Source organism: Pseudomonas sp. (assembly GCF_046581935.1).
In the GTDB taxonomy this organism is placed as follows: Bacteria; Pseudomonadota; Gammaproteobacteria; order Pseudomonadales; family Pseudomonadaceae; genus Aquipseudomonas.
The window spans coordinates 70368-84493 of the sequence record NZ_JAYGFK010000022.1 but is presented as its reverse complement, the minus strand read 5'-3'; the positions used below and the strand labels follow the sequence as shown (position 1 = coordinate 84493).

The window sequence follows — 14126 nt, the reverse complement described above, 5'->3', positions numbered from 1 at the left end:
CCTCAAATTAACCCTCAAACCTGAGCAGGGACGCTCAGTGAAACGCCGGAAGGCAACTTGAAGTGGCTTGCAGCCACTTCGACAGCAGGCACACTTGATCGGCAGGCTGCCGCTGAAGCTACTTTTTCAACAGAATCGGCCAGAAGCTGCCATTCGCAAGACAGTTTACCCTCATAAGATATTTTCAATATCTTATGAGGGTAGTTTTCGGGCTAGGCTATTTCCCAAACGCATCTTTTGAGCAGTTTTTTATAAATTCTAATTTTGTTGCAGCCTCACTTATCTGTTCGGCAAGCTTCGCGCAACCGTTCATTAAATCAGCAGCGCTTGCAGCTCTAGCCCCCTCAGTTAAATTCTGCGCAGCTACACCTGTAGAAAACATCTTCCCTAGCTTAACCCCAGTTTGAGTTGTTTGAGTGTTTGAGTCGAAACTTCCATATACCGACATTGCATCCTTTCTGGCGACGTATAGTGATTCCGCCAGCTCTTCCTTCGCTGAATTTAAATCTTTTTCAGCATCACCTGCTGCCTGCTCAAATTTCTTCGCATCACCATCAAGCAGATTTAAATCACTGGAGGTGAATTTGGTGGGGGGATTGATTTTTGACTTAAACATTCCTGGAAGTGGGGATGTTGCACTCAAGTCAAGCAGGATCTGATTTAGTGGGACAGGATCTCCCGCACTGCTGGCATCTATCGCGGCATTGAAAGCTAGTGCGGAATTGTGATTGGCTAGGCTTGTTGTTGCTTGGGCTCGGGCTGTTTCAGCCTTCCTTAAAGCGTCAGAATATTTTTTTATTCTTTCTTGTTGCAGGGTGTCAGTATATAGCTTGTCGCTATCACCTTCTCCGTAACTTGCGCTGACCAGTTTGATTTCACTATCTTTCTCTCTGGAAACGGCAATCGGAACGTAGGCGGCGTCTACATTTTTGAAGCCTAAGTTTAATGTTACGCCAGTTGATTCTGTTGTGGGTGCGGAAATATCAACTCCCAATACTTGTTTGGATGTATACATCAGCGGTGCTTGTTGCAGCGGAGCACATCCAGTAACAAGAACAAATGACACTAATAGAGCGACTCTCATATTCAGTTCCTATTATGTGTTAGGCAAATTTTATTGGGGTCAATTCTAGATTTTGTAAAATACTCTATAAGTTCATCTGATTGAGTCTGGCTTTTGGTGAAAATGACAACTGAGCATGTGCCGGGGGGGACTTGGGCATAAACTTGCTGCACATATCCGAGCGATGCCCCACTGGGACTGGTAATCAACCCAACGCCAGTGATATCAAAATAGACAGCCCCATTGTTTGACTTTAAAGAATAAATTGGCAGTCCAATGTGGCGACTGACTCTTACACCCTTGTCGTAAACATTGATGACTGTACATCCACCAATCAGGGTGAGAAGAGCGGAAAACAATATTAGGTGCAGGGTCTTCACCTGATTTTCTTCCTTGAAATCTCGGGCCGATCTGGGGGGGCAATCTATAGCGATGAGTAATAGACGCATCTTGGGGTATGTCAAGGTGACATCACGGGAAACGCTTGCGCATTGAGTTTTGGTTTGAATCGGTAAGGGGCGGGCCTGTAGAGCAGGCTACAGAGTAAACAGACCCCAGCTCTCTAGACCCAATGTGAGGCCATGAGCAGTGTAGGAACTGTCCGCTTCTGGCCGATTCCAGCCCGCTGCCTTATTGCCTAATTTCACAGCAACAGCCTTGGCCGCCTACTTAATAGCGCGCTCATCGTAAGGCCCCATCGTGCGTACCGCGCAACCTGTTCGCTGCCCACCAGCCATCAAAACATGCAGCGCGGAGCTGGAAATAGATGTTCAGCGGCGGCTTTAGTGAATGAGTCCCTGCGACTGCTCGGCGACTCATGACACGTCTTCAGTACCGTAAATAGGCATGCAACATGGCGCTGCCGAGCATATGCAGGACGCTTTTATCAATCGTCCGCATTGCGCGCTCAGTAGAGTGAGTCCACAGGAGCGCAATAAACACGCGCACCGCTGACCGTAAGCGTGTAAGGGCAAAACCCAGATATTTTATTTAGAAATGGCCGCGCCACCAGGTGCCGCGCCGTCAAGGGCACCTGCGCGTCAAGCACGCCATATTTTGCAACCCGCTCCCTGACTCACTGCTGTCAATTCCAACAGCCAATACGGTGCTGACCATGCGTTTGAATGCTGCGATTGTAGTGTTGCTAACCAGCCTGGTAGCCGCGACCTATGGCTTCGGCATCTACCTGTTCGCCCAGCTCGTACCCGACATGCAGGCCTCTCTGGGTTTCGACTTTTCTTACGTGGGCAGTATCACGGCCTCGGCGCAATTGGGGTTTCTGCTTTGCGCGCTGCTGGCCGTCTGGCTGACACCCAAGATCGGCGGCGGCTGGATGATTGTGGCCTCGGGCGCGGTGTGTGCACTGGCGTTGCTGCTGATTTCGTTAACAAACAACATCCTGGTTATCGGAGTATTGCTGACCCTGCTGGCCGGTACGGCGGCGACTGTGTTTGTACCGATGGTCGATGTCATCACCCGAGTGGTGGCCTACCGCTACCGGGGTTTGGCTATGGGGCTGGTATCCAGCGGGACCAGTTACGGGGTCGCGATCAACAGCCTGTTGGTGCCCATGTATGCCGCGCAAGGCGAATGGCGCAGCGTCTGGTGGTGGGGGGGGGCTGATTACCGTGGCAATGGCGTTGTTGGTACTGGTGGTGTTCAAGAAAGGCGGTTTGCTCAGCCAAACCGTACCGGTGGCATTAACGCCCCTGGCGACCGAGAAGGTTGTGCCATGCATGCGCCTGGAGCTTATAAAGCCTTGGGTGCTGCTGATCTGGTCGATGAACTTCTTGATCGGCTTCGCGACCTTTCCGTTCCAGACCTACCTCTCGTCGTATCTGCGCACCGAGCTAGGTTTTGACGTGCAGTTCAGCGCCCAAGTCTGGGCCGTGATCGGTTTCGTCGGCATGTTCGCGGGGCTGGCAATCGGCTGGCTCTCGGACCGAACCGGGTTACGCGCCGCCATGTTGTTGGTATACGGCTGCGTGGTGACGGCCGCACTGATATTCGTGATCCATCCCTCAGGCCATTGGCCGCTAATCGCTGCAGGGCTTTTCTCTACGGCTTTTTACCCAATCTTCGGGCTTATTCCCGCTTACGTTTCCAAGTTGGCATCATCCAGCGCCATGGCCGTGTCCATATTCGGTGTCGGCAACGTGATGCAAGGCTCTGGCGGCATGCTTGGTAACTACGGCGCAGGGCTATTGGCCAATCACAGCGGCAGCTTTGCTGGGATATATGCCGCCATTAGCGGCGTAGGTGTATTGCTTATCGTGTTGACCCTAAAACTACCCAGAGAAGCACCAGCAGCCACACCAGCAGGGTTAGCCGTTAACTAACCAGTGTGAGGTAGCGGCCTGTAAGTCATCTGCGGTCGTCCTATGGCATCACATAGCGCTGCACAATCTGCTCATAGCTGCCATCCGCGACCAGCCCTTTCAATACATTGACATACGCCTGCACAAAGGCCGGATCGCTTGTGCGTTTACTGAACGCCACTTGCGCCGCATCACTGGATACCACGACTGTTGTGGGTTTTATCTGCTCATCAAAACCCAGCTGGTGTATCTCGTAACGGCCGCTATCTTCATCGGCAATTACGCCGTCAATCCGGCCTTTGTGGACCATGTGCCAAAGGTTGGCGCGATTCCGCGCCAGCGATACCCGTGCGGCAAATGCAGGGTCGTTCATCAATTGCTGATAATCCGCGCCATAGGCCACATTGATCTGTGCGCCTAGACGGAACGCCGTGTGCTGCAACTCCAACAGGCGCTTGATCGGCCACTGCGGCAATACCGCTGAACGCATAAAGAGGATATTGCGCGAGGGCGGCAGCACCGGGCCGGAGAAGTACGCATAGACCTCGCGCTCAGGACGACGGAAAGCGCCAGGCAAAATATCCAGCCGGCCCAACTCCAGCTCCTTCAGCGCTCGCGCCCAGGGCAGTTTGCGTAACTTGGTCTGACAACCAAGACGGTCAAGGACTGCGCGGTTGATCTCAATCGAAATGCCTACAACACCACCGTCAGCGGTTTGCATGCTGAAAGGTGGATCATCATCCCAGCGCAGGGTTTTCTCGCAGGCGGCGCTTGCCAGACCTGGCAAACAGGTTAGGAGCAGCGAGGCAAAGAATAAGCGGTGAAGCAGCAGGGACGAGCGGAGGGCATCGACTGCAATCAAAATCATCACTCACGCTGGCGCGATGGGAGGTCGAGTGAGTCTAACAGCCTTGCCCACGGCTCAAGCAAGCCGTGACCAAGCTTTGTCACTCACGCTTCGACGCTGCTCCACTGCTTACTCAAACGCTTATCCGATACCGGTAACTTGGTGCCCAGTTGCTGGGCAAACAGCGACACGCGGTATTCCTCCAGCAGCCAGCGATACAGCACCAGCTGCGGGTCGCGCTTGCCTTCCTGGCTGTGCTTGCCCAGGCGCGCCTGGTACTGCTCCCAGTAACCGGCCAGCTCGCCGCTCCACACGCGGTCGCGTTGCACCTGGCTAGCGATTTTGTCCAGGCGCTGTTCGATGGCTTTGAGGTAGCGCGGCAGCTCCTTGAGCCACTGCGCCGGGGTTTCGCGGACAAAGCCGGGATACACCAGGTTGCTCAGTTGCAGCTTGATATCGTTGAGCGCCATGGCCTGAGCTAGGTCGATTTTGCCTTTGAAGCGTTTCTGCAGGCCGTGCCACAGCTTGAGCACTTCCAGCGTCAACTTGGCCAGACGTTCGGCATGCTCGGTCCAGTCGCCTCGTTTGCGCTCGGCCAAGGCCGCCAGTCCTGCGCCATCACGCGGTAGCGGCCCCGCTTCACCAGAAGAGCCGCCTTCGAGGATGCAGCTATCGAGGCTGGCGAGAAGAATATCTTCCACCAGCGCATCAATCCGCCCCAGCTCGCGATGGAGCAAAGCCAGTTCGGTCAGCCCCGGTAATTTGTTACGCAGAAACTTCGCCGGCTCGGCCAATTGCTGCAGCAGCAAACGCTGCAGCGCACGACGATGCTGAAACTCGGCTTCGGCCAGAGTCGGGAAGCGCCCTTCCTTGACCACGCCCGCCTCTTCCACCAGCGCCGGATAAACCGTCATGGACAGGCCGGCGACCTGCTGCTGGGTCTTGGCGGCGACCTCGCTAAAGCCTTTGGCTTCAACCGGCTGTTGGCTCTTGGCGGTTTTCGGCAGGGCTAGACCGGCCTGGGTCGCTTCGCTGAAACGCGCAGTCAGTTCAGCCAGATCGCGGCCTTCGCCCAGGGGTTTGCCCTGATTGTCGACCACCTCAATATTCATCCGCAGATGACCTTCCAGCTGCGCCTCGGACTCGGCCCACGCCTCGTCGCTGACACGCGCACCGGTCATGCGCGTCAGCTCGCGGCCTAAGGAAAGCGGCAAGCTGCCTTCAGCAAACTGCACCTTGCTCAGCGCCGCGCCAACAAAGTCCGGCACCGGTACAAAGTTCTTCCGTAGCGCCTTGGGCAGGCCACGTACCAGGGCCATGCACTTGGCTTCCAACAGGCCCGGCACCAGCCACTCCAGACGCTCCGGCGGCAATTGCGGCAGCAGCGGTGCAGGCACGCGCAAGGTCACGCCGTCGCGCGGGTGATTAGGCTCGAAGTGGTAGGTCAGCGGCAGGGTCAACTCGCCCAGGCGCAAGGTATCCGGGTACTGCGCGGAGGTGACCTCTTTGGCGTCGCGGGCGAGCACATCCTCTTCGCGCATGATCAGCAGCTGCGGATTCTTCGCGCTTTCAGTTTTGTACCAACTGTCGAAAGTGGCGCTCTGGTAGATATTCGCCGGCAGGCGTGCCTCGTAATAGGCAAACAGGGTTTCTTCATCGGCAAGAATGTCACGCCGACGCGCCTTGGCTTCCAGCTCGTCGAGCTTTTCCAGCAACTGGCGGTTGGCGGTCAGGCACTTGGCGCGGCTGTGCATCTCACCGCCGACCAGCCCTTCGCGGATAAACAGCTCACGCGACACCACCGGCTCAATCGGCCCGAAATGCACGGCACGCCGACCGACCACGATCAGGCCGTAGAGGCTGATCTGTTCATAAGCCACCACCTGACCGCGCTTCTTTTCCCAGTGCGGTTCCAGGTGGTTTTTCTTGATCAGATGCATGGCCAGCGGCTCAATCCAATCCGGCTCGATCTTCGCCACCATGCGCGCAAACAGCTTGGTGGTTTCCACCAGTTCACTGGCCATCAGCCAGGTCGGCTTCTTCCGGCCGATGACCGAGGACGGATGCACCCAGAAACGCCGCTGGCGGGCACCGAGGTAGTCGCCGTCTTCGGTCTTCTGGCCGATCTGGCTGAGCAGGCCGGCGAGAATCGCCTTGTGTACGGCGGCGTAGCCTTTGGCGCGCTGAGCGGCCTGGTCTTTCTCAGCCAGCTCTTTTTCCTTCTGCACCGCTGAGAGCGGTGCTCCGGCATTCCGGCGATCCTCCGTAGGATGGCGCTGAGCGGAGCGATGCCCATCATCTGGCCCGGCATGGGTATCGCTGCGCTCCACCCCTCCTACGGAACCACCACCCTTGGGCTTAGCTGACAACTGCAAATCACGGGTAATCAGCACCAACTGACGGTGGGAGTCGCGCCATTCACGCAGACGTAAATAGTTGAGGAAGTTCTTCCGGCACCAGCTGCGCAGCGCGCTTGAGCCCAGCGCTTGGCGCTGTTCCTCGAAGCCTCGCCACAGATTGATCAGCGCGGCGAAGTCGGAATCGACATCCTTCCACTGCGCATGGGCCTGGTCGGCGGCCTGCTGGCGGTCGGATGGACGCTCACGGACATCCTGCACCGACAGCGCACTGGCGATGATCAGAATCTCTTCCAGACTGCCCTGCTTGGCGCCTTCCAGCACCATGCGGCCCAAACGCGGGTCCACCGGCAGGCGCGCCAACTGGCGGCCCAGCGGCGTCAGTTGGCCTTCGCGATTAACCGCCGAAAGCTCCTGCAGCAGGTTGAAGCCGTCGCTGATGGCCTTGCCATCTGGCGGCTCGATAAAGGGGAACGCCTCAATCTCGCCGAGGCGCAGGTGTAGCATCTGCAGGATGACCGCCGCGAGGTTGGTACGGAGAATTTCCGGGTCGGTAAAAGCTGGGCGACCGATGAAGTCCTCTTCACTGAACAGGCGAATACAGATGCCCGGCTCAACCCGCCCGCAACGGCCTTTGCGCTGATTGGCGCTGGCCTGGCTGATGGCCTCGATGGGCAAGCGCTGCACCTTGGCGCGGTAGCTGTAGCGACTGATGCGTGCCGTGCCGCTGTCGATCACATAACGGATGCCCGGCACGGTCAGCGAGGTTTCCGCGACGTTGGTGGCCAGGACGATTTTGCGTGCGCCCATCGGCGCGAAAATCTTCTGCTGCTCGGCCGGGGTTAGGCGCGCATACAGCGGCAGCACTTCGGTCATGCGCAGGTTGGCTTTGCGCAACACCTCGGCGGCGTCGCGGATTTCACGCTCACCGGGCAGGAACACCAGAATGTCGCCGGGGCGTTTGCCTTCAGCCTTCTCAAAAGCGCTGATTTCATCCAGCGTGGCGAGAATCGCCTGATCAACCGAGAGGTCTTCTTCGACACGGTTGCCCTCCTCGTCCTGCTCAGCGGCCAATGGCCGATACCAGGTGTCCACCGGGAAGGTACGGCCGGACACTTCGACAATCGGCGCACCGTCAAAGTGCTCGGAGAAGCGCTGCAGGTCAATGGTCGCCGAGGTGATGATCAGTTTGAGATCAGGCCGGCGCACCAGCAGGGTTTTCAGAAAGCCCAGCAGAAAGTCGATATTCAGGCTGCGTTCGTGGGCTTCGTCGACGATGATCGTGTCGTACTTTTCCAGGTAGCGGTCGTGCTGGGTTTCGGCCAGCAGGATACCGTCGGTCATCAGCTTGATCAGGCTGCGCTCGTTGCTTTGGTCCTCGAAGCGCACCTGATAACCGACCAACTCGCCCAGCGACGTGCCAATTTCCTCAGCAACCCTAGTAGCCACGCTGCGTGCTGCTAGACGACGCGGCTGGGTGTGGCCGATCAAACCATGCACACCACGGCCCAGCTCCAGACAGATTTTCGGCAGCTGAGTGGTCTTGCCAGAGCCAGTCTCACCCGCGATCACCACCACCTGATGCGCAGCGATGGCCGCCTTGATTTCGTCGCGCTTGGCGGCGATTGGCAGCGCATCGTCGTAACGCATCGGCGGCACGCTCAGGCGGCGCGCCTCAACCTTGGCCACCGACGCCTCGAAGCGCTGCAGCCACTGCGCCAGCTTGGCCTCATCCACCGGCGCTTGCTTGCGCAACTCATGCAACTGGCGGCGCAGGCGATGACGGTCACCCAGCAGCGTTTGGTCGAGGTTTTTCAGCAGTTGGTCAACAGCAGGCGTGGCATCAGTCATCGGGCAATCGCGAGGGGAATTTCAAAGCCGGCGATTGTCGCAGATTTGCCGGGCGAGGTCAGGAACGCCATGAATCTAAGGGTTCCTGACAAATGATCAGCCTTCGCCATCTTCCCGTGTGGAGAAAAACCTTCATGCCCCGCCCTTGCACTGCCATAAAAGCTGACTAGGCCTGCAACAATCCGACCTTGCCAAGAACCCCATTTTAGAGTGCTCGCGCAGCCCTTATTGCTCTCTCCAGGCTGCACTTGACCGGCATCGGAACGCGTTTGTGCAATTAATCGCGGTCTATTGACTCAAGTCACGACGGTCGCCCTGCAAGAGCGCTCAATCCCTCTCATATTCCCTGATATGGAGGTATGTGCAATGCCTGATTCGACACAAAAATTGCGCCTAGACGCATTAGTCGCCTTGGTAGTCGGCTCCATGGTCGGCGGCGGGATTTTCTCCCTACCCCAGAACATCGCGGCCAGCGCCAGCGCCGGTGCCACCCTGATCGGCTGGCTGATCACCGGCGTGGGCATGCTGACCCTGGCCTTCGTATTCCAGACCCTGGCCAACCGCAAACCCGAACTCGATGGCGGGGTCTACGCCTACGCCAAAGCAGGTTTCGGCGACTACATGGGCTTCTCCTCGGCCTGGGGCTACTGGATCAGCGCCTGGATCGGCAACGTCAGCTACATGGTGCTGCTGTTTTCCACTCTGGGTTACTTCTTCCCGCTATTCGGCGAGGGCAACACCCTGCCGGCAGTGATCGGCGCGTCAGTGCTGCTCTGGCTGCTGCACTTTCTGGTGCTGCGCGGGATCAAGGAGGCGGCCTTCATCAACACGCTGACCACGGTGGCGAAGATGCTGCCGCTGGCGTTGTTCATTGTCATCGCGGCAGTAGCGTTCAAGCTGGACGTGTTCACCCGCGACTTCTGGGGCGCTGGTAATCCCGAGCTGGGCAGCGTGATGGATCAGGTGCGCAACATGATGCTGGTCACCGTCTGGGTGTTCATCGGCATCGAAGGCGCGAGCATCTTCTCCGCGCGTGCCGAGAAACGCAGCGACGTCGGCAAGGCCACGGTAATCGGCTTCGTCGGCGTGCTCCTGCTGCTGGTGCTGGTCAACGTGCTCAGTCAGGGCATCCTGGCCCAGGCCGAACTGGCCGGGCTGAAGAACCCGTCCATGGCCAGCGTGCTGGAACAGGTGGTCGGCCCTTGGGGTGCGCAACTGATCGCCGTAGGTCTGATCGTCTCGCTGGCCGGTGCCTTGCTGTCGTGGACGTTGTTGTGTGGCGAGATTCTCTTCGCCAGCGCCCGCGACCACACCATGCCGGAGTTCCTGCGCAAGGAGAACGCCAATCACGTTCCGGCCAACGCGCTGTGGCTGTCCAACGGGTTGATCCAGTTGTTCCTGATCATCACCCTGTTCAACGCCTCCACCTATCTCAGCCTGCTGTACCTGGCCACCTCGATGATCCTGGTGCCGTACTTCTGGTCCAGCGCCTACGCGGTACTGCTGGCGGTACGCGGCGAAACCTATGAGAACGCCGCTGGCGAGCGCAACAAGGATCTGCTGATCGCAGGCATATCCACCCTGTACGCGGTGTGGCTGGTGTATGCCGCTGGCGTGCAATACCTGCTGTTGTCCGCGCTGCTCTATGCCCCTGGCGCGCTCCTCTTCGCCAAGGCCAAGCGCGAACTGGGACAGCCCATTTTCACAGGCGTCGAGAAGATCATTTTCGTCGCCGTGCTGATCGGTGCCGCTATTGCCGCCTACGGGCTGTATGACGGCTTCCTGAGCCTCTAGCGAGAAGGAGTTCGACATGTCCAAGAAAGCCCTCGGCGTTCATTCCGAAGCCGGCAAACTGCATAAGGTGATGGTCTGCTCGCCAGGCCTCGCCCACCTGCGCCTGACCCCGGCCAACTGCGACGAACTGTTGTTCGACGATGTGATCTGGGTGTCCCAGGCCAAGCGCGACCACTTCGACTTCATGACCAAGATGCGCGAGCGCGGCATCGAGGTGGTGGAGATGCACAACCTGCTCGAAGAAACGGTGCGCAACCCGCAAGCTCTCAAGTGGATTCTCGACCGCAAGATAAACCCCAACAGCGTCGGCCTCGGCCTGCAGGACGAGATACGCTCGTTTATCGAAGGACTGGAGCCACGCAGAATCGCCGAATTCCTGATCGGCGGCGTGTCCGGCGCAGACCTGGCCAAACACAAGGATTCCGACGTGGTGAAGATGTTCAACGCCTACCTCGGCGAATCCAGTTTCATCTTCCCGCCGCTGCCCAACACCCAGTTCACCCGCGACACCACCTGCTGGATCTACGGCGGCGTCACCTTGAACCCCATGTACTGGCCGGCACGCCGCCAGGAAACCCTGCTGGCCAGCGCCATCTACAAGCACCATCCGGACTTCGCCGGTGAGCAGTTCGAGATCTGGTATGGCGACCCGGACCAGGATCACGGCTCGGCCACCCTGGAAGGCGGCGACGTGATGCCCATCGGCAATGGCACCGTGCTGATTGGCATGGGTGAACGCAGCTCGCACCAAGCCATCGGCCAGGTGGCGCGAGCGCTGTTCGCCAAGGGCGCGGCAGACAAGGTGGTGGTCGCCGGTTTGGGCCGCTCCCGCTCAGCCATGCACCTGGACACGGTGTTCAGCTTCTGCGACCGCGACCTGGTGACCATCTTCCCGGAAGTGGCCAACAGCATCGTGCCCTTCACTCTGCGCCCGGACGAGAGCCGCCCTGGCGGTATCGATGTGCGCCGCGAGGAAAAGCCCTTCATCGAGGTGGTCGCCGAATCCCTCAACCTGAAGAAGCTGCGCGTGGTGGAAACCGGCGGCGATGCCTACGAGGCCGAGCGCGAGCAGTGGGACGACGGCAACAACGTGGTCTGCCTGGAACCCGGCGTGGTCATCGGCTACGACCGCAACACCTACACCAACACCCTGCTGCGCAAGGCCGGCGTCGAGGTCATCACCATCAGCGCCAGCGAACTGGGACGCGGCCGTGGCGGCGGCCACTGCATGACCTGCCCGATTATCCGCGACCCCATCGACTACTGATCCAATCCAGCCTGCCCCGACAGCCACCCGCTACCGGGGCGCTTCGCCTGCCCACGAGGAGAGAACCATGGCGCTCAACATGCACAACCGCCACCTGCTGAGCCTGATGCACCACAGCACCCGCGAGCTGCGCTACCTGCTCGACCTGTCGCGCGACCTCAAGCGCGCCAAGTACACCGGCACCGAGCAGCAGCACCTCAAGCGCAAGAACATCGCGCTGATCTTCGAGAAGACCTCCACCCGCACCCGCTGCGCCTTCGAGGTCGCCGCCTATGACCAGGGTGCCAACGTCACCTACATCGACCCCAACTCCTCGCAAATCGGCCACAAGGAGTCGATGAAGGACACCGCCCGCGTGCTCGGGCGCATGTACGACGCCATCGAGTACCGTGGCTTCAAACAGGAGATCGTCGAGGAGCTGGCCACCTATGCCGGCGTGCCGGTATTCAATGGTCTGACCGACGAATATCACCCGACGCAGATGCTCGCCGACGTGCTGACCATGCGCGAGCACAGCGACAAGCCGCTGCACGACATCAGCTACGCCTACCTGGGCGACGCCCGCAACAACATGGGCAACTCGCTGCTGCTGATTGGCGCCAAGCTCGGCATGGACGTGCGCATCGCCGCTCCCAAGGCGCTGTGGCCGAGCGCCGAACATATCGCCGCGTGCCAGCAGTGTGCCGAGGATAGCGGCGCACGCCTCCTACTCAGCGAAGATCCGAAAGAGGCAGTCAAGGGCGTCGACTTCGTCCACACCGACGTCTGGGTATCCATGGGCGAGCCGGTGGAAGCCTGGGGTGAGCGCATCGAGGAGTTGCTGCCCTATCAGGTCAACATGGACATCATGAAGGCCACCGGCAACCCGCGCGCCAAGTTCATGCACTGCCTGCCGGCCTTCCACAACAGCGAAACCAAGGTCGGCAAGCAGATCGCGGAAAAATACCCGCACCTGGCCAACGGCATCGAAGTCACCGAAGACGTCTTCGAGTCGCCCTATAACATCGCCTTCGAGCAGGCGGAAAACCGTATGCACACCATCAAGGCGATATTGGTCGCGACCCTGGCTGACATCTAACGCTGCACGCTTGCCTCCCCTCTTCCGCTTGCGGGAGAGGGGCTACGAACACGAACAAGGAGAACACCATGCGACTCGTCATCGCCCTGGGCGGCAACGCCCTGCTTCGTCGTGGCGAAGCCATGACTGCACAAAATCAACGTGACAACGTGCGTATCGCCTGCCAGCAGATCGCCAAGGTGGCACCCGGCAACGAGCTGGTGATCGCTCACGGCAACGGCCCGCAGGTCGGCCTGCTGGCCCTGCAGGGCAACGCCTACGATGCTGCCAATCCCTACCCGCTGGACGTGCTCGGTGCCGAAACCGAAGGCATGATCGGCTACATGATCGAACAGGAGCTGGGCAATCTGCTGCCGTTCGAGGTGCCCTTCGCCACCATCCTCACCCAGGTGGAAGTGGATAGCGGCGACCCGGCCTTCAAGAAACCGAGCAAACCCATCGGCCCGGTCTACAGCAAGAACGAGGCCGAGCGCCTGGCCGCCGAAAAGGGCTGGAGCATCGCCCCCGACGGCGACAAATTTCGCCGCGTAGTGGCCAGCCCAAGGCCACAGCGCATCTTCGAAATCCGCCCGATCAAATGGCTGCTGGAAAAAGGCAGTGTGGTGATCTGCGCCGGCGGCGGCGGGATTCCCACCATGTACGACGGCAACCAGCTGCGCGGCGTCGAGGCGGTGATCGACAAGGACCTGTGTTCGGCCCTACTCGCCGAACAGCTCAATAGCGACCTACTGGTGATCGCCACCGACGTCGACGCCGCCTATGTCGACTGGGGTAAGCCGACGCAGACATCCATCGCCGAAGCGCACCCGGACGAGATAGACAAGCTCGGCTTCGCGACTGGCTCAATGGGACCCAAAGTACAAGCCGCTTGCGAGTTCGTCCGTAACACCGGCGGCACTGCGGTGATCGGCTCGCTAGAAAATATCGAAGCCATCGTCCAGGGCACCTCCGGCACCCGCATCAGCCTGGCAAGCGACGGCATCCGATTCTACTGACCCGAAGCAGGGCTTCGGCCCTGCGCGCCCTAATGGAGCGCTCAGCATGTTCACACCTGGTCATCTACACCGCAGCAACCTAGACATCTCTGAAGGCCTGCGGCTGGCTCCACCCTTTTCCATCGACTTCTACTACGCAGTGCGCCAAGAACCGCAAGAGGGCCCAATGCTGCATATGCGCCTAGTCGGTGAGGTGCAGGGACGGCATTTCGACGAGGAATTCGAGCTGCATCGCGATGTTGCCTTCAACTTCGCCAGCGCTGCCACCCGAGTCGCCGCTAAGCACGGCCTGCCACCCAATGCCAGCCCAATCATGCGTGGCCACGACGAATACGACAAAGTGTTCGCCGATATTCGCCAGCAGCTGCATGCCAAGCCGGGGGAGCCCGTCAATCTCGACCACATCGACTAAGCAGGCAGCGTAACAACCGCCCAGGCCGTTCACGGCGATCAGCTTGGCGCACATGCACGGGGCGCTGACATATCTGTAGGAGCGGCCTTGGACCCGATGCTTTATAGACTTGATCGCGGGCAAGCCCGCTCCTACAAGAGCATC

9 protein-coding genes and 1 pseudogene are annotated in these 14126 nt (G+C 59.2%); 7 read left to right on the top strand and 3 right to left on the bottom strand.

Translation table 11 applies throughout. From position 1 onward, the window contains the following. Positions 1 to 217: 217 nt before the first annotated feature. Positions 218 to 1084 carry a hypothetical protein gene (locus VCA57_RS19955; protein WP_411186908.1) on the bottom strand — a complete coding sequence of 289 codons (867 nt, stop codon included), beginning with the start codon at positions 1082 to 1084 and terminating at the stop codon, positions 218 to 220. 1093 nt (positions 1085 to 2177) lie between these two features. Between VCA57_RS19955 and VCA57_RS19950 the strand changes: the two are divergent. Both VCA57_RS19950 and VCA57_RS19945 read left to right on the top strand, forming a co-directional pair. Then, a pseudogene (locus tag VCA57_RS19950) lies at positions 2178 to 2675 on the top strand (MFS transporter); the annotation flags it as partial. Beyond that, positions 2638 to 3402: an MFS transporter gene (locus VCA57_RS19945; protein WP_411186914.1), complete on the top strand. Its 765-nt coding sequence runs from the start codon at positions 2638 to 2640 to the stop codon at positions 3400 to 3402. The pseudogene VCA57_RS19950 and the gene VCA57_RS19945, both read left to right, overlap by 38 nt. 40 nt (positions 3403 to 3442) lie before the next feature. Here VCA57_RS19945 and VCA57_RS19940 read toward each other — a convergent pair whose 3' ends face one another. Then, on the bottom strand, positions 3443 to 4249 hold the full coding sequence (locus tag VCA57_RS19940) for a substrate-binding periplasmic protein (RefSeq protein ID WP_411186906.1): 807 nt from the start codon (positions 4247 to 4249) through the stop codon (positions 3443 to 3445). An 83-nt stretch (positions 4250 to 4332) separates the two neighbouring features. After that, on the bottom strand, positions 4333 to 8436 hold the full coding sequence (gene hrpA / locus VCA57_RS19935; RefSeq protein WP_411186904.1) for an ATP-dependent RNA helicase HrpA: 4104 nt from the start codon (positions 8434 to 8436) through the stop codon (positions 4333 to 4335). Between the two features lie 366 nt (positions 8437 to 8802). Here hrpA and arcD point away from each other — a divergent pair, with 366 nt between their 5' ends. From arcD to VCA57_RS19910, 5 genes are all read left to right on the top strand, one after another. Further along, a complete protein-coding gene (gene arcD / locus VCA57_RS19930; protein WP_411186902.1) occupies positions 8803 to 10230 on the top strand; it encodes an arginine-ornithine antiporter in 1428 nt (475 codons plus the stop codon). A 16-nt stretch (positions 10231 to 10246) separates the two neighbouring features. Further along, on the top strand, positions 10247 to 11497 hold the full coding sequence (gene arcA / locus VCA57_RS19925) for an arginine deiminase (RefSeq protein WP_411186900.1): 1251 nt from the start codon (positions 10247 to 10249) through the stop codon (positions 11495 to 11497). A gap of 67 nt (positions 11498 to 11564) precedes the next feature. Continuing rightward, positions 11565 to 12575 (top strand): ornithine carbamoyltransferase, encoded by a 1011-nt coding sequence (locus tag VCA57_RS19920; protein ID WP_411186898.1) that lies wholly within the window; start codon positions 11565 to 11567, stop codon positions 12573 to 12575. A 68-nt stretch (positions 12576 to 12643) separates the two neighbouring features. After that, a complete protein-coding gene (gene arcC / locus VCA57_RS19915) occupies positions 12644 to 13570 on the top strand; it encodes a carbamate kinase (protein ID WP_411186896.1) in 927 nt (308 codons plus the stop codon). Between the two features lie 46 nt (positions 13571 to 13616). Then, positions 13617 to 13982, top strand: a complete 366-nt coding sequence (locus VCA57_RS19910; protein ID WP_411186894.1) for a DUF5064 family protein — start codon at positions 13617 to 13619, stop codon at positions 13980 to 13982. Positions 13983 to 14126: the final 144 nt, after the last annotated feature.

What these genes read in the sequence shown, in the direction of transcription:
- VCA57_RS19955 (WP_411186908.1), bottom strand. Translation starts at nt 1,084, where the DNA reads ATGAGAGTCGCTCTATTAGTGTCATTTGTTCTTGTTACTGGATGTGCT.
- VCA57_RS19945 (WP_411186914.1), top strand. Translation starts at nt 2,638, where the DNA reads ATGCCGCGCAAGGCGAATGGCGCAGCGTCTGGTGGTGGGGGGGGGCTG.
- VCA57_RS19940 (WP_411186906.1), bottom strand. Translation starts at nt 4,249, where the DNA reads ATGATTTTGATTGCAGTCGATGCCCTCCGCTCGTCCCTGCTGCTTCAC.
- hrpA (WP_411186904.1), bottom strand. Translation starts at nt 8,436, where the DNA reads ATGACTGATGCCACGCCTGCTGTTGACCAACTGCTGAAAAACCTCGAC.
- arcD (WP_411186902.1), top strand. Translation starts at nt 8,803, where the DNA reads ATGCCTGATTCGACACAAAAATTGCGCCTAGACGCATTAGTCGCCTTG.
- arcA (WP_411186900.1), top strand. Translation starts at nt 10,247, where the DNA reads ATGTCCAAGAAAGCCCTCGGCGTTCATTCCGAAGCCGGCAAACTGCAT.
- VCA57_RS19920 (WP_411186898.1), top strand. Translation starts at nt 11,565, where the DNA reads ATGGCGCTCAACATGCACAACCGCCACCTGCTGAGCCTGATGCACCAC.
- arcC (WP_411186896.1), top strand. Translation starts at nt 12,644, where the DNA reads ATGCGACTCGTCATCGCCCTGGGCGGCAACGCCCTGCTTCGTCGTGGC.
- VCA57_RS19910 (WP_411186894.1), top strand. Translation starts at nt 13,617, where the DNA reads ATGTTCACACCTGGTCATCTACACCGCAGCAACCTAGACATCTCTGAA.